Raw genomic sequence first — 18357 nt, forward strand, 5'->3', positions numbered from 1 at the left:
GTCCCTTCGCCCCGGGCCTGACATCGTGCGACATGCTTGCGCTGTGTAATCGGACTCAGTGAGGTCACGGTCACCGGGCGAACAGCCGCGCGGCGTTGTCATGGCAGACGGCGCGCAGCCACGGCGTGCCGAGGCCCGCCTTTTCCAGCGCCTCAAGGGCGTCCGGATACGGGTACGGGATGTTCGGGAAGTCGGTGCCGAGCAGCACGCGGTCGCCGAGATCCCGCAGCCGGGGCAGCTCGGCCGCGGGGAAGCCGCCGCCCGCGTCCTCGCTGAACGCGGTGAACGACATGGTGGTGTCGAGCAGCACGCGGACGTGGCGCTCGGCGAGCCCGAGAAACTCCGCATACTCGGGCGTGCCCAGGTGCGCCACCACAAGGCGGAGCCCCGGATGGCGCCTGAGCAGCGCGCCGACCGGGCCTGGCCCGGTGAAGCGACCGGGCACCGGGCCCGAGCCACAGTGCGTCACGACCGGGACGCCGGCCTCCGCGAGCAGCCCCCATGCCTCATCGAGCAGCGGGTCGTTCGGGTCGAAGTCACCCACTTGGATATGGCACTTGAAGACGCGGGCCCCTTGGTCAAGCGCGCGGCGCACGTCGGCGGCGGCGCTCGGCTCAGCGAAGAACGTCGCGCTGTGCAGGCAGTCGGGGGTGCGGGCCGCGAAGCCGGCGCCCCACTCGTTGAGCGAGCGGGCCATTCCCGGCTTGTGCGGGTACAGCAGCGCTGTGAAGGCGCGGACGCCGAACGCGCGCAGCGCCGCCACCCGCGTCTGCTCGTCCTGGCGGTACACGATCGGCCACGCCCGGCCGATCAGCGGCCCCGCCGCGTCGAAGTAGGCGCGCACCGCGGCAAGCAGCCGCTCCGGCATGAAGTGGGTGTGCACGTCGATGAGGCTGTCGAGGCCGAGCCGCTCGCGGAACGCCGCAGCCCGCGCCAGGTCCGCCTCCGGCGGCATCACCGGACGGTTCCGCGGGCGTCGAGGAAGACCTGGGCGCACAGCGAGCCGCGCGCGGCCGCCTCCTGCAGCGACGCGGGGTCGCTGGTGAACCGGCAGGCCGTGTACTGGGTCATCGACCCGTCGGGCTGCGGCACCGCCGGGACTCCCGCGATGATGACGGCCTCGTAATCGGCGAGGCGAAGCGCGTGGCCGCCCCGGTCGGCGCTCCGCTCGCCGATGCGCGCGCCGACCGCGAGCTCGACCCCGAGCTTCACGTGCCCGGCCCGCCCGACGGCGGCAACCTCGTCCTCGCCGTCAAGCAGCGTGATCGCCGGCAGCCCCCAGAGCCCGGCGAGCGGGTCATCGGGGTCCTCGGGCCGCCGCACGATGAGGAACTCCTCAGGGACGGACCCGCGCACCACGACCGCCACCGAACGCTTTACACGTTTCATCGCACTCCATGATCCCACTCCCGGCTCCCGCCGGCGACAAGTCGTCCGTGCTTCTTGCTGTTATCTGGGTCCGGGTCCACCGCTCTCCTCGCATGCGCGGGAGGCGCCATCCTGCACAGTTGCTGTTATCCGTGGGCGCTGTGGCGCTTTTGACGGGCCGCGCTATGGTCGGATTATGGGGATTGTCCCTGCGGATGCCGCGGTGCGATCGGCGCGGGTCGGGCGGATCATGGCCGGCGTCACCGTCGCCGTGCTCGCCGCCGATCAGGTCAGCAAGTCGCTGGTGCTCGCCGCGAATCCGACCGGCGACGTGGGCATCGGCTGGGTCTCCGTGCGCCTGGTGCGTAACACGGGCGCCAGCGGCGGTCTCGCCTCCGGCCACCCGGTTCTCGTCACGCTGTCCGCCTTGGCGGTCACCGCGGTCGCCGCCACGTTCGCGCTGCGCGCCCGCAGCCGTGGCGTCGCGCTGTGCCTGGCCGCGGTGCTCGGCGGTGCGGCCGGAAATCTCGCCGACCGGATCTTCCGCGCGCCGGGCTTCGGGCGCGGCGGAGTCGTCGACTGGATCCACTTCGGCGGCCGCGGCGGGTCGCTCGACCTGGCCGACCTCGCGATCCAGTTCGGCGTGCTCGGGGCCGTCGTCGTTATCCTGGCAAGCGGCCGGGCCAGCACCGCCAGCGAGCCCCGCCATCAGGAAGATCACCCATAGCCCTGGAGCGGGGAAACCGATGGGAATCGAGTGGATGCTGATAGTGCGCTGAGGGAGGGTCTTCAGCGGCCACTCAGTTTCACCGGGCATAAACGGGTCATGATCGGGAGCCGGACCGCGCCAGCATGCGCCCAACCGGGCGGAGACGCGGCATGACCACGGTGGCGCAGCGGCGGGGCGCACCGCCCGCGGACGCGCCAGGCAGCCTGCCGCGCTCCGCCGTTCGCGCACGCCCGCGCCTCGTCCTTGCGCTGATCGGCGCCGGGGCGGTCGCGGTGCTCGGGCTGTGGTGGCACGGGACGCCGTCGCTGCACGGTTTCGGCGACTGGCTGACCAACGCGGGCCGGATCACTGGCCTCGAGGCGGGCTACGGGGTGATCATTCTCGTCGCGCTGATGGCGCGCATTCCGCCGGTCGAGCGGGGTGTCGGCGCGGACCGCCTGGCCCGGTGGCACGCCATGGGCGGCCGGTACGTCATCGGGCTGATCGTGGCGCACGCGCTGCTGATCATCTGGGGATACGCGGTCACCGCGCACACGGCGGTGACGAGCCAGACCTGGACGCTGCTCAAGAGTTATCCCGACATCCTCATGGCGTCGGTCGCCGGGCTGCTGCTCGTCATGATCGGCATCGTCTCCGCCCGGGCCGTGCGGCCGCGCATGCGCTACGAGACCTGGTACTACCTGCACTTCTACACCTACCTGGCGGTCGCGCTCGCGTTCAGCCACCAGTTCGCCGACGGCGCCGAGTTCATGACGAACACCGCCGCCCGCGTCGCCTGGTCCGCCCTGTACATCGCGGTGGCCGCGGCCATCGTCTGGTACCGGTTCATCACTCCGGTCAGGCAGGCGGCGCGGCACAAGTACCGGGTGCTGAACGTCAGGTCCGAGGCACCCGGGGTGGTGTCGATCGTGATCGGCGGACATGGCCTGTCCGCGCTGCGGGCGGAGTCCGGCCAGTTCTTCCGCTGGCGTTTCCTCGCCCGTGGCCTGTGGTGGACGTCAGCCCCGTACTCGCTGTCCGCCCCGCCGCAGCGGGACCGGCTGCGCATCACGGTCAAGGCGGTCGGCGACCACAGTCAGGCGCTGCGGCGGCTGAAGCCGGGCACCCGAGTGATCGCCGAGGGCCCCTACGGGGCCATGACCGGGGCGGCGCGCAGCCGCAGCAAGGTGCTGCTGATCGCCGGCGGCGTCGGCATCACACCGCTGCGCGCGCTGCTCGAATCGCTGCCGGCCGCGCCCGGAGACCTCACCCTCATCTACCGGGTGAGCAGCATGCGCGACGCGGTGTTCCGCGAGGAGCTCAAGCAGCTCGCCGACCGCCGCGGTGCGAAGGTCTGGTTCGTCGCCGGCAGCCGCACCGAGCTGGACGGAAATCCGCTGACCGGCGGGGAGCTGACCAGGCGCGTGCCCGGTCTCGTCGACCACGACGTCTACCTGTGCGGACCGCCGGGGCTGACCGCCGCCGTCACCCGCGAACTGCTCGACGCCGGGGTGCGCCGCAGGCACATCCATCACGAGTCCTTCGAGTTCTGACCAGCCCGCAATCCGAAGAAAGGCAAAGCATGCGCCGCGTCATCCTGGCGATCGTCTCCACGGCCATCGGGCTGGTCTTCCTGCTGTCCTTCAAGACGCATACCCAGTCAGCGCTCGGCACTCCGGCCGCCGCCCTCGGCACGCCCACGCCGGGCAGCGGCGGCACGGCAAGCGCGGGCGCCACCCCATCCGCGACCGCGAGTTCGGCCGCCCCGAGCTCAGCGAAGAAGGGCGGCTCGACTCCCGCGGCCAGCGGGTCGGGCAGTGCGACGCCGGGCGCCGCGAGCCCGTCGAAAACGCTGACCGGCGAGGCGATCGACACGATCTACGGCCCTGTCCAGGTGAAGATCACGGTGAAGGGCGGCAAAATCACCGCGGTCACCGCGACCGAGTACCCGCAAGACACTCCGCGCGACTACCAGATCAACTCCTACGCGATCCCCGCGCTCAACTCCGAGACGCTGCAGGCGAGCAGTGCCGACATCGACTCGATCTCCGGCGCCACCTACACGTCGCAGGGCTACATCGGGTCGCTGCAGAACGCGCTGGACCATGCGGGCCTGTAGCCGCCTGCCTGCCAGCGTGGTGCCGCCTAGTACTTGGCGGCGATGGGCAGGTCGATGGCGGGGAACCTGGTGAGAATCTCGATGCCGTAGTCGGTGACCACGACCTCTTCCTCGATGCGGGCGGCGGAGATCCCGTCGGCGGCCGGGCAGTAGGTCTCCATGGCGAAGACCATGCCCGCCTTGAGCTCGATCGGGTGCTCGAGGCTGTTGAGCCGGGAGATGATCGGCCGTTCGTGCAGGCCCAGGCCGAGGCCGTGCGCGAACTGCAGGCCGAACGCGGCCAGCTCGCTGTCGAAGCCGAAGTCCTGCGCCCGCGGCAGCGTGCGCGCCACTGTGTCGGAGGACACGCCGGGTTTGATCGCGTCGAGTGCCGCGTCCATCCACTCACGCGCCTGCTGATAGGCGTCGCGCTGCCCGGGTGTCGCCCAGCCCACCCCGAAGGTGCGGTAGTAGCAGGTGCGGTAGCCGTTGTAGGAGTGGATGATGTCGAAGAACGCCTGGTCACCGGGCCGGATGATGCGATCGGTGAAGTTGTGCGGATGCGGGTTGCAGCGCTCGCCGGAGATCGAGTTGACCGCCTCGACCTGGTCGCTGCCGAGCTCGTAGAGCCGCTTGTTCGCCAGGGCCACGATCTCGTTCTCGCGGCGGCCGGGGCGCAGGAACTCGGCGATGTCCTGGTAGACGCCGTCCACCATCGCCGCCGCCTGGTTGAGCAGCATGATCTCGTCCGGTGACTTGATCACCCGGGCGTCGAGCATCGGCTGCTGCGCGTCGGCGACGGCGATGCCCTGCCGCTGCAGCTCGAACAGGAACGGCGGCTCTACGATGTCGATGCCGAGCGGCGAGCCGAGCACGCCCGCCTCGGCGAGCAGCGACTTGATCTCGGTGACCGCGTCCCGCATCAGGCCGGCCTCGGGGGCGACCGCGCCGCGGAAGCCCAGGAAGCCCGGCCGCCAGTTCTCGTCGGGCAGCCACTGCGAGTACAGCTTGTGGTGCCTGACCGCCGAACCGAAGTCCCACTCCACCGGGGGCCGGTCGCGCAGCAGCAGCGCGTAGCGGATCATCTTGTCGCCGAGCGCGCCGCCGATCCAGGTCTGGGTCGTGTACCTGATGTTGTAGAAGTCGAACAGCAGGAACGCGCCGCAGTCGCTCTCCCGCAGCGCCTGCTGCGCGCGATCGAGCCGGTAGCGGCGGAGCCGGTCGAAGTCGACGCGCGCCTCGTAGTCGACGCCCATGTGGCCGGGCGCGCCGATCGGCCGCACCCCGGCCGGACGCTGCGACGGCCGTTCGTATCGCGCGACTTCTGACGGCTCAGGCATCTAGGGCTCCTCGGGTGCGAGCCCGTCGTCGACCGGCACGTTCTCCGGCTCGATCTGGTACCCGGACCGGCGGGCCTGCTCCAGGACCAGGGTAGCGAAGTCCTGCTCGGTGTAGCCGGCGCCGATGGCCTGCGCGATCATCATGTCTGTCGCCGCGGCGAGCGGCATCGGCACGCCGAGCTCCTTGCCAGCCGACAGGCCGAGCTGAAGGTCCTTGCGGAGCAGCACGTTGGTGAACGTCGGGTGGAAGTCCAGGTTGACCAGGGCCGGGGACTTGTAGCGGGTGAACTCGGAACCCAGCACGGACGCGTTGAGGAACTCAAGGAACGCGGCCCGGCTGACCCCGCCGCGCTCGGCGAGCACGGTGATCTCGGCGAGAGACTGGATGACCACGCCGAGGAACACGTTGTGCGCGATCTTGACCAGCCGGGCCGTCTCGCCCTCGCCGACGTAGGTGACGCCGCGTCCCCAGGTCGCGAGCAGCGGCTGGGCCTCGTCGAACGCGGAGCGCGGGCCCGAGGCGGCCACGGTGAGCTTGCCGGCCGCGATCACCTTGGGATTGCCGCTGACCGGGGCGGCGAGGAACTGCACGCCATCCGCCTCGACGCGGGCGCGGACACGCGCCGACGCCTCGGGCGAAACGGTGGAGGAGTCGACGATGAGCTTCGGCCTGCCGCCCGTGGTGAGCAGCCCGTCCGGACCGTCGATGACCGCTTCCAGGTCCTTGTCGGCCGAGACCATGATGAACACGATCTCTCTGGCGGCGAGGGCAGCCGGGCTGTCGGCGATCTCCGCGCCGAACTCGGCGAGCGGCTCGCACTTCGCCCGCGTCCTGTTCCACGCCGCCACGTCATAACCGGCGTTGAGCAGGCGCAAGGCGAGCTGGTACCCCATACGCCCGGTACCGATCCACCCGACGGTAGGCGCGGTCATGCTTCCTCCTCGCGAAAACCCAGCACACAGAGCCCCGACGATGAGCAATGCTCACTGCACAGGTTGCAATCGTTTGCAAAGCTATTGTTCGCAATGCTGTCGAGAACCGCCGTCAATGTCAAGTCAGCCCGCCGTCAGGCGAAGATCTCCGGATGCCCGGCCAGCTCACTACGGGTGCGGCGGATGTGCATCACGAGGACACGCTCGGCGTCTTCCGGGTCCGCGCGGCGGATGCAATCGATCAGCAGCTGGTGCTCCAGGTGAGTCGCGCCGAGGCCGGCCCGGCCCACGGCCATCCGGGTGAACTCGCGGCGGTAATGCTGGGTGCTGTTCCACATCCGCGCGATGATCTCGCGCGTCTCCCCCGGTCCCGCGGCCGCGTAGCTGGCCCAGTGAAACGCGCGGTCGGCGCGGAGGAACGCGGCGACGTCGCCGTCCGCCGCCTCCATCGCCTTGGCGAATTCGGTCATTCGCGCGATGGCACCGCCGTCGAGCGAAGGCAGCGACGCGCGCAGCAGCAGCGGCTCGAGGCGCTCCCTGATCTGGTACAGCTCGGCGCACTCGGCCAGGGTCAGCTTCGCCACCCAGGCACCGGAGTTCGCGACCAGGGTCACCAGGCCTTCCGCCTGGAGTACCCGCAGCGCCTCGCGGACCGGCATGCGGCTCGCGCCCGAGCGGGACGCCACGTCCTCCTGCCTGATCCGCTCCCCTGGCCGGTAGCTGCCGTCGAGTATCGCGGTGCGCAGCGCGTCGGCGATCCTGACGCTCGCGCCGCCATGACCGTCGAGGCCGCCCTGGCCGGCGGGGCCGGTCACCGCTCCGGGTGGCCCGGATGCCACAGCATCACCGTCGCCCCGTCCCGTTCGTATGCCTTGCCGCCCGGGTAGCTGACCAGCTCGAACTGCATGCCCCAGGGAGCGAGGAAGTACCGCCAGCGCTGCCCGGCCGAGGCGTTCCTGCTTGCTACCGGGCCGGCCAGCAGCCTGACGCCCTTGCTCTCCAGGTAGGCGCACGCCTCGTCCATGTCGTCGACATACAGCGCGACGTGGTGGCCGCCCAGGTCGCTGTTGCGCGGCACGTCGCGCTGGCCATCGTGCGGCTCATACTCGAAGACCTCGAAGTTCAGCCCGAAGCCACACCGGTAGAAGCGGATCTGCCGCACCGCGCGGCGCGGGTCGACGTTCAGGTGCTCGCGCATCCAGTCGTCGTCGTGCCGCATCTCCGGCAGCGCGTACGCGAACTCGCAGCCGAGCACGTGCACGAGGAATTCGTGCGCCTGCTCGATGTCGGGCACGGTGATCCCGATGTGATCGCCGCCCCGCAGCCCCGGTATGCCCATGGATCCTCCTGTCCCGTGACTGTATCCAATCAGATGGTAGATGAACATAATTTGCCCGAACGGGTGCAGCTGACTCTTGATATGTATCCAATCTGCGGTTAGCGTGGCGAGCGTTCATGACCGCAAGAGACCCGCTGGAGGTGCGGAATGCCTCGCGTCAAGCGCCTCGTGCCGGCGGCGGAGTGGAGCGAGCTGTCCACGACGGCGGCGGACTGGAAGGCGGCGGACCCCGCGCTGCTCGCCACGATGCTCGGCCAGCTGCACCTGATCCGCGCCTTCGAGGAGACCGTGCTCGAGCTGGCGGGCGAGGGCCTGGTGCACGGTCCCGCGCACTCCTCCATCGGCCAGGAGGGCGGCGCGGTCGGCTCGATCGTGTCGCTGCGATCGACGGACGCGGTCAACGGTTCGCACCGGGGCCACCACCAGTTCCTCGCCAAGGCGCTCACCCACGTCACGAAGGGCTCGCTCGCCCCGGACGACCTGGTGACCCCCGCGGTCGGCGAGGTGCTGCGGCGGACACTGGCCGAGATCCTCGGCCTAGCACAGGGCTACTGCGGCGGACGCGGCGGCTCCATGCACCTGCAGTGGTTCGAGGCCGGCGCGCTCGGCACCAACGCGATCGTCGGCGGTGGCGTGCCGATGGCCCTGGGCAACTCCTGGGCCCAGAAACATTCGTCGGCACCCGGATCCGGCAGCGATCTGACTGTCACCTACTTCGGTGACGGGGCGGTCAACATCGGGTCGGTACTTGAGTCGCTCAACCTCGCGTCGGCGTGGCGGCTGCCCGTCTGCTTCTTCATGGAGAACAACGGCTACGCGGTGTCCACCACCGTCGAGGAGGCCACCGGGGAGCCCCGGCTGTCGGCCCGCGCCGTCGGTTTCGGCGTCACCGCCTGGCGGGTCGACGGCATGGACCCGCTCGCGGTGCACCTGGCCATGGAGCGGGCGGCCGAACGGCTGAGGTCCGGCAAGGGACCCGTCGTGATCGAGGCGCTCGTCTACCGGTTCTTCCACCAGAACGGGCCGTATCCCGGCTCCGCGTTCGGCTACCGGACCAAGGAGGAAGAGGCCGCGTGGCGCGCCCGCGACCCGCTGGACCTGGTCGCGCGCGAGATGACACGGCTTGGTCTCATCGACGAGGCTGGAGTGGCCGCGGTGCGGGCGCAGGCGCTCGACGCGATGAAGACCGTCGCCGCCGCGCTCGTCGAGCCCGACCCGTCACCCGGCGCGAAGCCCGGGCAGCGGCGGATCAAGCCCGACCTGTGGCCCGACCCGGCGTTCGTCAACGTCGGCATCCGCGGCAACCTGTCGGAGATCGCCGGGGCACGCACCGCCGAGCGTTCCTCGTTCACCGGACAGCTGCGGCAGGGGAAGTTCATCGAGGCCGTGGCGGCGGTGATGGACCGGCGGATGGGCGACGATCCCCGGATCGTCGTGCTCGGCGAGGACGTGCACAAGCTCAACGGGGGCACCAACGGCGCGACACGGGGCCTGGCGAAGAAGTATCCGGGCCGCATCCTCGGCACGCCGATCAGCGAGAACGCCTTCGCCGGCCTGGGCGGCGGCCTGGCGCTCGACGGCCGGTTCCGCCCGGTCGTGGAGTTCATGTACCCGGACTTCCTGTGGGTCGCCGCCGACCAGGTGTTCAACCAGATCGGCAAGGCCAGGCACATGTTCGGCGGCAGGAACCCGGTGCCGCTCGTGCTGCGCACCAAGGTCGCGATGGGCTCGGGCTACGGATCGCAGCACCTGATGGACCCGGCGGGCGTGTTCGCCACCAGCGCCGGCTGGCGGATCATGGCAGCGTCCACCCCGTTCGACTACGTGGGCCTGCTGAACACCGCGCTGGCGGTCGACGACCCGGTGCTGATGCTCGAGCACGTCGACCTGTACGGATCCGATGGCGAGATCCCGGTCGACGACCTGGATTACCAGATCCCGTTCGGCACGGCGGCGGTGCGCAGGACGGGTTCCGACGTCACCGTGCTGACGTACCTGTCGATGGTGGCGGTCGCGGCGGAGGCGATAGAGGCGGCCGGCATCGACGCCGAGCTGATCGACCTGCGGTTCCTCGACCGGGCGTCGCTCGACTGGGACACCGTCGGCGCATCGGTCCGCAAGACCAACGCGGTGCTGATCGTCGAGCAGGGCACCCTCGGTACCTCGTACGGCGGCTGGCTGGCGGATGAGATCCAGCGCAGGTTCTTCGACTGGCTCGACCAGCCGGTCCAGCGGGTCACCGGGGCGGAGTCGTCGCCGTCGATCTCCAAGGTCCTCGAGCAGGCCGCGATCGCGAAGACGTCGGACGTCGTTGCTGGGCTGGAACGGGTTCGGGCGGGCTTTGGAAGGGCGGCTGGCTGATGTTTCCTACCAGGGCTGCCGCATTGCGAAGGGTCGCTGGGCCCTTGGGGCAGATTTCCGCCGGCACTCCTGCGGAAGGCCGGCGGAAATCTCCCCGGCGGGCCCCGCTCCGCGTTTCCCGCGGGGAGGGACGGTCATGGCAGTCGTAGTGCGGATGCCCAGCGTGCTGGCGGGGGCGACGGAGGCAGCCATCGCGCACTGGCTTGTCTCGCCGGGCGACCGCGTGAGCGTGGGGATGCCGCTCGCGGAGATCGAGACCGAGAAGGCGCTCGTTGAGTACGCGGCCGAGGAGGCGGGCGTCGTCGGGCGTCTTGTTCTCGGCGAGGGTGACACCGCGGAGATCGGCGAGCCGATCGCGGTGCTGCTTGTGGCGGGCGAGACCGACGCGGATGCCGAGATGGCGCTTGGCCTGCCGGGGCCATCTGCTGCCGTCGCACCGGGCGCTCCGGTGGTCGCACCGGATTCTGCGGCGTCCACGGGTCCGGGATCCGCGACCGCGCCAAGCGCCGCTCCTGAAACGAATGTCCATGCCCTTCCCGGCGGACGGATCTTCGCCAGCCCGCTGGTGCGCAAGCTGGCCGGGCAGCGGGGCATCGACCTGACGGGCCTAGCCGGCACCGGGCCGCACGGCCGGATCGTCCGCCGCGACCTTGAGCGCTACCTCGCGGCGGGGCCCGGCGCGTCCGCTGTGCACGCGTCCGTTTCCGCCGTGGCGCCGGCCGCCGGACCGTCCGCGCCGCTTTCCGAGACCGCCCCTGGCCGGGAGGCGGAGCGCGCACCCGTTCGGGAGAGTGCGCTGGAAGCGGCGCAGACCGAGGGCGACGGGACTACGCCGGCCGGTGAGACGCTAATTCCGCATACGCCGATGCGGCGGGCTATCGCGCGGCGGCTGACGGAGTCGAAGGCGACGGTGCCGCACTTCTACCTGACCGCCGAGTGCGTGGTGGACGAGCTGCTTGCGCTGCGCGCGCGGGTTAACGAGACGTCACCGGTGAAGGTCTCGGTCAACGACTTCGTGATCGCGGCGGTGGCGGCGGCGTTCGGCGACGTGCCAGAGGCCAACGTCACGTGGACGGACGAGGGGCTGCTCCAACATCGACATGTCGACATATCGATCGCGGTGGCGACCGACTCCGGTCTCGTGACGCCGGTGCTGCGCGGCGTGGAGGGCATGCGGCTGTCCGCGATCGCGCGCGAGTCGGTGGACCTGGCGCGGCGGGCCAGGGACAGGAAGCTGCGGCAGCACGAGATCGAGGGCGGCTCGTTCGCGGTCTCCAACCTGGGCATGTACGGCACGGCGGAGTTCTCCGCGATCATCAACCCGCCGCAGTCCGGCATCCTCGCGGTCGGCGCGGCGCGGCAGCAGCCCGTAGTGGTGGACGGCGCGCTCGCCGTGGCGACCGTCATGCGGTGCACCCTGTCCGTCGATCACCGGGCCATCGACGGCGCCCTCGCCGCCCGCTGGCTCGCCGCCTTCAGCGCTCGCATGGAAAACCCGCTCGCCGCGGTCATCTAAGCACGACTGCGGGGCCTCGTACCCGGGCAGCGGCGGCGGGGCGTATGGTCAGGAGTAGGCCAAGGGTATTTGTCCCGCACGGACCACGTGCAGGGACCGTGTCGCTGCCGATCCGATCCTGGCGGCATGGCCAGGCCGGCCGGGTCGGGTTATGGCGGTTCACCGATGCGCAGGTCATCTGCCGGGTGCCGCGGCACGCTCGCGGCGTCCCGCGGGGCGCGCTCCAGTCGGGGGGGCTCGCGTGCTTGAGTGTTTCCTCCCGGTTGCGTGGGACGGCGCCCAGGCAGTGGTGGTCATGCCGGAGCACATCGGGGCATCGAACGCCGGGCAGGTACGTGACGCACTGCTTTCGGTCATCAACCTTGGCGCGGTGACGCTGATCGCGGACATGACCGCGACCGTGTCCTGTGACCATGCCGGCGCCGATGCCATCGTCCGTGCCTGGCGGCGGACCGTCAGCAGCGGGACGGAGCTGCGGCTGGTGGTCACCGCCGCGAGCGTCTCGCAGGTCCTCAGCCTGCGGGGCCTGGACCGGCAGGTCTCCGTCTATCCCTCCCTGGAGGCAGCCGCCGCCGCGAGGCTGCCGGCGGCGGCCGCCGTCCTGGCTGCGGCCGTGCCCCGGTCCGGCGGCCAGGCACCGGAGGGTTACGGGGCGGACCCGGTCCTGCCAGGATGGCTGCTCGACGCGCTCCAGGATGCGGTGGCGCTGGCAGACGGCGACGGCACGATCACGGCGGCCAGCGCCCGGCTGGAGGACATGTTCGGCTACGGCCCGGGCGAGATGGCCGGCCTTCCGGCCGAGGCTCTCGTGCCCGCCGCCCTGCAGGAGACGCACCGCAGGCACCGGTCCGCCTGGGCGCGGTCCCCGTCGACCCGGCCGATGGGCGCGGGCGCGCAGTTGGCCGGGCTGCGTAAGGACGGCACCACCTTCCCTGTCCGGGTCAACCTGATCCCGGTCACGACCGCGTCCGGGCAGCTCACCCTCGCCGTCATCCGCGACATCACCGGGACCGGGCGGCTCGACGACCTGGCCGCGCTGGCCGGGGACGCCGCCGAGGCCCAGCAGGTGCACCTGCGGCTGCTGGACGCGGTCATCACCGGCCTGTTCCACGCCGGGCTGGGTCTCGCGGCCGCCGAGGGCCAGCCCGCGGGCGCCGCCAGGCAGCGCTTCGGGGAAGTCGCCGCCGAACTCGACGACATCATCGCCCAGATCCAGGCTGCCGTGCTCGCGGGGGCCGCCCGGCGAGGCCCCGCCCCCGCCCCGCGCCGCCGGCGATGACCATTAGCCGGTCGCCTGGCCAGCTCCGTGGGCGGCCGGATCGTCTCTTTCGAGGGGACTGTGAATACTCCGGGAGGGTGATGTTGATCAGCACTGTACAGGCGTAGCCCGCCACGTCCGGCAAAGGCAGCTCGCCGCCGCCGAGGACAACCCGAGGCCGCGAGAACGTCTCGACAAGGACGATCGATTCGCCATCAAGGCTCCGGTGGCCCAGGGAGACCCAGGTCGCCGGGTCACCGATCCGATCGCCGAACGACTCCAGCCACCGCGACCCAGGCCACGACGGTTCCAGGCCGTAGACCGGAAAATCAACCGGCGGCGAAGGAAAAACAGAACCCCGGACGGGACGGTTCATGGTCCTAGTGTGCCCCATCAGGTAGGACCCGCAGGACCCCTATGCGGGGTCGATGGTGACCTCGGCGCGGTTGCCGTAGAAGGCGACGTGGCCGGCGATCTCGGCGACCGACGGGAACGGGTGCTCGTAGGTCCAGATGACATCGGCCTCGGTGCGGCCGTCGGGCGTCTGGACGGTGTAGTAGCTGGCGTCGCCCTTGTAGGGGCAGTAGGTCTGCGTGGTGGTGCGGTCGAGCAGCGACTGGTCGACGTCGCCGAGCGGTATGTACTGAACCACCGGGTAGGAGGCCTCGGCAAGCGACAGCGCGTGATCGGTCTCGGCCACCACGCTGCCGCCCAGACGCACGGTCACGTGCGATCCTGTCGGACGGATCGTGATCGGGTGGGTGGCGTCGGGGATCTTGACGGTGCGGGTCATCTCAACTCCCTGCGAGCGTTCCACTGTTGCTAACGTCAACCCAGCGACCCGTCCGGGACATTCCGGCGAACAGCCGGCCGGGTCGAGCTGCAGGCGCTGCGGCGGAAGGTAGGCCACGTGAACCCGCGGCAGCCGCCGCTTGTTGCTGTTATCCGTTGCCCGGGCGCGGGGCGGAGCGGGCGGCCTCAGTCGACTTGCATTAGACAGACCTGTCTGTTTTAATGATGGTCATGGATAGACAGACTGGTCTACCTAACGATTTCGGACGGGGAGTGGTCATGAGCCAGCACCGTACGACCGCCGAACTGGCGGCCGTCAGGGCAGACAGGGCGGCGGCGCGCGTCGTCACCGGCCTCGACCTGCCTGAGGATCCGCTAGCGGGTCGCGCCGGCCGCCGTGGCGATGGCCGGGCGCAGATCACCGGGATGCCGGCGCTGCTGCTGCTCGCGTCCCTGACCGTATCGATGCTCGCATCCTCCGGCGCGCCGACGCCGCTGTACGCGATCTACCAGCAGCGCTGGGGGTTCACCCCGATCACGACGACGATCATCTTCGGGATCTATGCGATCACCGTGCTCGTCGCGCTGCTGGTGTTCGGGCGGCTGTCGGATTACACCGGGCGGCGGCCCGTACTGCTCGCCGCCATCGCGGTCCAGGCGGCCTCGCTTGTGGTGTTCGCGACGGCGGGGGGCGTCGGCGACCTGATCGCCGCCCGCGTCATCCAGGGCATCTCGGCTGGGGCGGCGCTCGGTGCGATCGGCGCGGGCATGCTGGACATCGACCGCGAGCGCGGCGCGCTGGCCAACGCGCTCACCCCGGGCATGGGCACCGGCACCGGCGTGCTGCTGTCCTCGCTCGCGGTGCAGTTCCTGCCCGCGCCGACCCGGCTGATCTACCTGGTGCTGCTCGGCGTGCTCACGGCGCAGGCCATCGGCGTCCTGCTGCTGCGCGAGACGGTGACACGCGCGCCCGGCGCGCTGCGGTCGCTGGTCCCCGACGTGTCGCTGCCCGCCGCCACCCGCGGCCCGATGCTCGCCGCGGCGCCCGTCGTGTTCGCCGTCTGGGCGCTGGCCGGGCTCATGGCGGCGCTCGGCCCGGAGCTGGTGCACGCGCTCACCGGGTCGGCCAGCGTGCTCGCGGGCGGCGCGGATGTGACGCTGATGACCGTGGCGGCCATCGTCGCGACCTTCACCTTGCGGAACACCGCGGCGACGACGGTGATGCTGACCGGCATCGGCGCGCTGATCGGCGGGTCGGCGATTGTCCTCGCCGCGCTCGGCACCGGGTCCGCGGCGGTGCTGTTCCTCGGCACGGCGGTCAGCGGCTTCGGCTTCGGCGCCGGGTTCCAGGGCGGCATCCGCACCGTGGTGCCCGCGGCGAAGCCGCACGAGCGGGCCGGCGTGCTGTCCCTGCTGTTCGTCCTGTCCTACCTGGGCATGGGCGGGCCGGTGGTCATCGCGGGCTACGCGGTCGTGCACGGGCAGGGGCTTGTCGGCGCCGCGCGGGAGTACGCGATCGGCCTGATCGTGCTCGCCGTGTTCGCGCTGGCCGCGCTGGCGCGCACCAGCAGGACCCGGCGGGTCCGCGCGGCGTGAGCCGGTCGCCACGGCCCCTGACGCGGGTGCGGGGGTGCCGGAGTCACCCGCACCCGTTCGGGATCGGCTGGAGCCCCGGCCGCCGTGCGACATGAGCCTCCGCGCGCGGCGGTACCGGCGCATACGATTCGTTAGACAGGTCAGTCTGAAGAGGTGATGGCAATGAGCGCTAAGGCGGCGACGGGGCTGTCGGCGCGCGAGCGGCTGCTCGATGCCGCGAACGAGCTCTTCTACGCCGAGGGGGTGCACACCGTCGGCATCGACCGGGTGATCGAGCGGGCGGGTGTCGCCAAGGCGTCGCTTTACAACACCTTCGGCAGCAAGGACGAGCTGGTCCGCGCCTACCTGGAGGGCCGCCACGCGCGGATGGCCGGGCGGATCACGGCGTACCTCGAGCGGTATGCCGATCCTCGCGACAAGCTGCTCGGGATTTACGAGGCGCAGGGCGAGCTGTTCGCCGAGCCGGGTTACCGCGGCTGCGCGTTCGTCAGCGCCAGCGCGGAATCGCCTGGCGAGGCGGTGTCCCGCGCATCCGACGACTACCGGGGCTGGGTGCGGACGCTGTTCGCGGACCTGGCGAGCCAGGCGGGGGCGGCCGAGCCTGAGCGGCTGGCGCGCCAGCTGCACATGCTCTACGACGGGGCGTCGCTGTCGACGCGGATGGACCGCGACCCGGCGGCGGCCGCGAACGCGCGGGCGGCCGCCGCGATCTTGCTGGACGCGGCGCTCGCCGGGCGCTGACCCGGGAGAACCGCGGCGGCTCCCTTTGTTCCCGCTGGCGCTGGCGCGGCTCGCCATGCGCCGCGCGCCTCAGTGCATCGGCATGCCGTCCTCCTGACGGCGGCGGACGGGCGGCACCAGGAAGGCCGCGATCACCGCGGCGGCGAGCGCGCTCGCCGCGCCCGCGGTCAGCGCCGTGCGGAAGTCGGTGACGGCGGGGCGCGCCGCCACCAGGGCCGCGCCCGCGATGGTAGACGCCACCGCCACCCCGGCCGCGCCGCCGAGTTCGTGGAACGTGTTCACCAGCGCGCTGCGCAGCCCGGACTCGGCGGGCGGCGCGTCGGTCAGCGACGCGGTGAACGCGGTGACAAAGCAGAAGCCGATGCCGAACGCGGCGACGCTCAGCCCGGTCACCGCCTGCGCCGGTCCCGGCCACAGCGCCGCGATGCCGTAGCCGGCTCCGGACAGGATCAGGCCGGTCACGGCGACCGCCCGCGCGGGAACGTGCGTCAGCAGGTGGCCCGCGGTGTGCGCGGCCGCGACGATGGCGACGGCGACCGGGATGAACACCAAGCCCACGTGGAGCGCGCTGTAGCCGTTGGCGTGCTGCAGCAGGAACGAGGTGAGGAAGAACCCGCCGACGAGCAGCCCGGTCGAGACCAGCATCAGGAAGCCGCCCGCCGCGGTCGGCCGGCGCAGCAGCAGCCCGACGGCAAGCAGCGGGCTCGCGAAGTGCCGCTCCACCCAGGCGAACGTCGTCCAGCCGGCGACCGCGAGTGCCAGCGCGGTCAGTGTCGACATGGACGCCCAGCCGTGGCTTCCGGCGTTGACCAGGCCGTAGACGGCGGCGGCGGTTCCGCCGGTGACAAGCAGCGCGCCGGGCACGTCGAGCGGCCGGGCTCCTTGGTCACTGGCGGCGCGGCCCGACGGCGCCACCAGGGGCACCGCGATCAGCAGCGCGATCCCGATCGGCACGTTGATGGTGAAGATCCAGCGCCAGCCCGCCTCCGTGGTGAGGACGCCGCCGAGAATCACGCCGAGCGCGGAGCCGAGGCCGGCCAGGCCGGACCACACGCCGAGCGCCTTGGTACGGTCGGCGCCGGCGAACATCGCGAGCACGGTGGCGAGCGCGGCGGGCGAGAGCAGTGCGGCGCCGGTCCCTTGCAGGGCCCGGCCGGCCAGCAGCCACGCTGGATCGGCGGCGAGGCCGGACATGAGTGACGCGCCGGTGAAGACGGCCAGGCCGGCCAGGGTGAGCCGCCGTGGCCCGAACCGGTCGGCGAGCCTGCCGCCGAGCAGCATCAGGCCGCCGAAGCAGACCGTGTACGCGGTCATCACCCAGGGCAGCCCGTCCCTGCTCAGCCGCAGCGCGACGCCGATGTCCGGCAGCGCCACGTTCACCACGGTGACGTCGAGTATGAGCATCAGCTGGGCGACCGCGAGCAGCGCGAGCACGGTCCAGCGCGTACCGCGCGGACCCGGTGCGGCGGCCTGCCCGGCCTGGGCGACCGAGGAAGCGGTCATCGTTCCCCTCCCGAGTTAACTCGTATACTGCTATACAGGTTTCCTGAGCTGAGGATAGCAGGTAACCCGTATAGCGCAATACGACTTAATCGTGGAACGGCGTGGCGGAGGCACCCGGTCGCGTCGCGCACCCTAGAAAGGGAAGAACCGCACCAACCGCCGACAGCAGACGAAGGGCCGCGAGTGCGCATGGCCGCAGCAGCCGAACCGACGGAGGGCCGCCCCGCGCCGCGGCGGGCCGACGCCAGGCGCAACGTCGCTGCCATCCTGAACGCGGCCACCGAGTGCCTGGCGAAGAACCCGGACACGAACATGGCCGAGATCGCCGCCGCCGCCGGGGTCGGCCGGATGACGCTCTACGGTCACTTCCCGACCCGCGCCGAACTGGTCGACGCCGTGATGACGCGCACGGTCGCGCACGCGCAGCAGGCGCTGGACGCCGTGGACATCTCCGGGGACCCGCGCCAGGCGGTGGCCAGGCTGGTCGCCGGGAGCTGGCAGATCGTCGACCAGTTCAGGAACGTGCTCGCGGCGGCGGAGCGGGAGCTGCCGCCTGACCGCATCCGCGCCGCGCACGACCCGGTGCTCGACCGCGTCTTCGCGCTGATCGAGCGCGGCCAGCAGTCCGGTGCCTTCCGCGCCGACCTGCCGCTGCCGTGGCTGACCACCCTCGCCCTCACCGTGATGCACGCGGCGGCGACGGAGGTCTCGGCGGGCCGGATGACCGCCGACCAGGCGCCGTCGATCGTCACCAGCACATTGCTCGCCGCGCTCACCGCGCCCGCCGATTACGCTTGATCGTC

The 18357-nt window shown here is 71.3% G+C and carries 17 protein-coding genes; 9 read left to right on the forward strand and 8 right to left on the reverse strand.

Features of this window, described 5'->3' with window-relative positions:
- Positions 1-70: 70 nt before the first annotated feature.
- Entirely contained in the window at positions 71-955 is an 885-nt protein-coding gene (locus tag EAS64_RS11395; protein WP_145852893.1) for an amidohydrolase family protein, read from the reverse strand.
- A complete protein-coding gene (locus EAS64_RS43480; protein WP_187365841.1) occupies positions 955-1389 on the reverse strand; it encodes a DNA mismatch repair protein MutT in 435 nt (144 codons plus the stop codon). Before EAS64_RS43480 ends, EAS64_RS11395 begins: the two co-directional genes overlap by 1 nt.
- A gap of 175 nt (positions 1390-1564) precedes the next feature.
- Between EAS64_RS43480 and EAS64_RS43485 the strand changes: the two genes are divergently transcribed.
- The 3 genes from EAS64_RS43485 (at position 1565) to EAS64_RS11415 (ending at position 4196) form a co-directional block, all read left to right on the forward strand.
- A complete protein-coding gene (locus EAS64_RS43485; protein WP_187365842.1) occupies positions 1565-2095 on the forward strand; it encodes a signal peptidase II in 531 nt (176 codons plus the stop codon).
- A gap of 152 nt (positions 2096-2247) precedes the next feature.
- The gene (locus EAS64_RS11410; protein WP_145852896.1) at positions 2248-3630 is read left to right on the forward strand and encodes a ferredoxin reductase family protein; all 1383 of its coding nucleotides are present in this window, start codon (positions 2248-2250) and stop codon (positions 3628-3630) included.
- Between the two features lie 29 nt (positions 3631-3659).
- The gene (locus EAS64_RS11415) at positions 3660-4196 is read left to right on the forward strand and encodes an FMN-binding protein (RefSeq protein WP_145852897.1); all 537 of its coding nucleotides are present in this window, start codon (positions 3660-3662) and stop codon (positions 4194-4196) included.
- Between the two features lie 26 nt (positions 4197-4222).
- Here EAS64_RS11415 and EAS64_RS11420 read toward each other — a convergent pair whose 3' ends face one another.
- From EAS64_RS11420 to EAS64_RS11435, 4 genes are all read right to left on the reverse strand, one after another.
- Positions 4223-5515: a M24 family metallopeptidase gene (locus EAS64_RS11420; RefSeq protein WP_145852898.1), complete on the reverse strand. Its 1293-nt coding sequence runs from the start codon at positions 5513-5515 to the stop codon at positions 4223-4225.
- Complete coding sequence (locus EAS64_RS11425; RefSeq protein ID WP_145852899.1) at positions 5516-6448, reverse strand: NAD(P)-dependent oxidoreductase; 933 nt, start codon at positions 6446-6448, stop codon at positions 5516-5518. It lies immediately after the preceding gene.
- A 134-nt stretch (positions 6449-6582) separates the two neighbouring features.
- The gene (locus EAS64_RS11430; protein WP_222849215.1) at positions 6583-7287 is read right to left on the reverse strand and encodes a GntR family transcriptional regulator; all 705 of its coding nucleotides are present in this window, start codon (positions 7285-7287) and stop codon (positions 6583-6585) included.
- Entirely contained in the window at positions 7260-7787 is a 528-nt protein-coding gene (locus EAS64_RS11435) for a VOC family protein (protein ID WP_145852901.1), read from the reverse strand. Before EAS64_RS11435 ends, EAS64_RS11430 begins: the two co-directional genes overlap by 28 nt.
- A 147-nt stretch (positions 7788-7934) precedes the next feature.
- Between EAS64_RS11435 and EAS64_RS11440 the strand changes: the two genes are divergently transcribed.
- The 3 genes from EAS64_RS11440 (at position 7935) to EAS64_RS11450 (ending at position 12943) form a co-directional block, all read left to right on the forward strand.
- A complete protein-coding gene (locus tag EAS64_RS11440; RefSeq protein WP_145852902.1) occupies positions 7935-10148 on the forward strand; it encodes an alpha-ketoacid dehydrogenase subunit alpha/beta in 2214 nt (737 codons plus the stop codon).
- A gap of 136 nt (positions 10149-10284) precedes the next feature.
- A complete protein-coding gene (locus EAS64_RS11445; protein ID WP_145852903.1) occupies positions 10285-11664 on the forward strand; it encodes a dihydrolipoamide acetyltransferase family protein in 1380 nt (459 codons plus the stop codon).
- A 241-nt stretch (positions 11665-11905) separates the two neighbouring features.
- Complete coding sequence (locus tag EAS64_RS11450; RefSeq protein WP_222849216.1) at positions 11906-12943, forward strand: PAS domain S-box protein; 1038 nt, start codon at positions 11906-11908, stop codon at positions 12941-12943.
- 394 nt (positions 12944-13337) lie between these two features.
- Here the strand turns inward: EAS64_RS11450 and EAS64_RS11455 are convergent, their stop codons facing one another.
- On the reverse strand, positions 13338-13715 hold the full coding sequence (locus EAS64_RS11455; RefSeq protein WP_145852905.1) for a DUF427 domain-containing protein: 378 nt from the start codon (positions 13713-13715) through the stop codon (positions 13338-13340).
- A gap of 278 nt (positions 13716-13993) precedes the next feature.
- On the opposite strand from EAS64_RS11455, the gene EAS64_RS11460 reads away from it, so the two are divergent.
- Together EAS64_RS11460 and EAS64_RS11465 are read left to right on the forward strand one after the other, a co-directional pair.
- On the forward strand, positions 13994-15310 hold the full coding sequence (locus EAS64_RS11460) for an MFS transporter (protein WP_222849217.1): 1317 nt from the start codon (positions 13994-13996) through the stop codon (positions 15308-15310).
- Positions 15311-15472: 162 nt separating this feature from the next.
- Complete coding sequence (locus EAS64_RS11465) at positions 15473-16051, forward strand: TetR/AcrR family transcriptional regulator (protein ID WP_187365844.1); 579 nt, start codon at positions 15473-15475, stop codon at positions 16049-16051.
- Positions 16052-16120: 69 nt separating this feature from the next.
- Here the strand turns inward: EAS64_RS11465 and EAS64_RS11470 are convergent, their stop codons facing one another.
- Positions 16121-17554 carry an MFS transporter gene (locus tag EAS64_RS11470; protein WP_145852906.1) on the reverse strand — a complete coding sequence of 478 codons (1434 nt, stop codon included), beginning with the start codon at positions 17552-17554 and terminating at the stop codon, positions 16121-16123.
- Positions 17555-17743: 189 nt separating this feature from the next.
- Here EAS64_RS11470 and EAS64_RS11475 point away from each other — a divergent pair, with 189 nt between their 5' ends.
- On the forward strand, positions 17744-18352 hold the full coding sequence (locus EAS64_RS11475) for a TetR/AcrR family transcriptional regulator (RefSeq protein ID WP_145852907.1): 609 nt from the start codon (positions 17744-17746) through the stop codon (positions 18350-18352).
- Positions 18353-18357 lie beyond the last annotated feature (5 nt).

Origin of the sequence: Trebonia kvetii, assembly GCF_007827045.1 — a bacterium.
Taxonomy (GTDB): Bacteria; Actinomycetota; Actinomycetes; order Streptosporangiales; family Streptosporangiaceae; genus Trebonia; species Trebonia kvetii.

Coding starts and splice junctions, on each gene's coding strand:
- EAS64_RS11395 (WP_145852893.1), bottom strand. CDS start 955: ATGCCGCCGGAGGCGGACCTGGCGCGGGCTGCGGCGTTCCGCGAGCGG.
- EAS64_RS43480 (WP_187365841.1), bottom strand. CDS start 1,389: ATGAAACGTGTAAAGCGTTCGGTGGCGGTCGTGGTGCGCGGGTCCGTC.
- EAS64_RS43485 (WP_187365842.1), top strand. CDS start 1,565: ATGGGGATTGTCCCTGCGGATGCCGCGGTGCGATCGGCGCGGGTCGGG.
- EAS64_RS11410 (WP_145852896.1), top strand. CDS start 2,248: ATGACCACGGTGGCGCAGCGGCGGGGCGCACCGCCCGCGGACGCGCCA.
- EAS64_RS11415 (WP_145852897.1), top strand. CDS start 3,660: ATGCGCCGCGTCATCCTGGCGATCGTCTCCACGGCCATCGGGCTGGTC.
- EAS64_RS11420 (WP_145852898.1), bottom strand. CDS start 5,515: ATGCCTGAGCCGTCAGAAGTCGCGCGATACGAACGGCCGTCGCAGCGT.
- EAS64_RS11425 (WP_145852899.1), bottom strand. CDS start 6,448: ATGACCGCGCCTACCGTCGGGTGGATCGGTACCGGGCGTATGGGGTAC.
- EAS64_RS11435 (WP_145852901.1), bottom strand. CDS start 7,787: ATGGGCATACCGGGGCTGCGGGGCGGCGATCACATCGGGATCACCGTG.
- EAS64_RS11440 (WP_145852902.1), top strand. CDS start 7,935: ATGCCTCGCGTCAAGCGCCTCGTGCCGGCGGCGGAGTGGAGCGAGCTG.
- EAS64_RS11445 (WP_145852903.1), top strand. CDS start 10,285: ATGGCAGTCGTAGTGCGGATGCCCAGCGTGCTGGCGGGGGCGACGGAG.
- EAS64_RS11455 (WP_145852905.1), bottom strand. CDS start 13,715: ATGACCCGCACCGTCAAGATCCCCGACGCCACCCACCCGATCACGATC.
- EAS64_RS11460 (WP_222849217.1), top strand. CDS start 13,994: ATGAGCCAGCACCGTACGACCGCCGAACTGGCGGCCGTCAGGGCAGAC.
- EAS64_RS11465 (WP_187365844.1), top strand. CDS start 15,473: ATGAGCGCTAAGGCGGCGACGGGGCTGTCGGCGCGCGAGCGGCTGCTC.
- EAS64_RS11470 (WP_145852906.1), bottom strand. CDS start 17,554: ATGACCGCTTCCTCGGTCGCCCAGGCCGGGCAGGCCGCCGCACCGGGT.
- EAS64_RS11475 (WP_145852907.1), top strand. CDS start 17,744: ATGGCCGCAGCAGCCGAACCGACGGAGGGCCGCCCCGCGCCGCGGCGG.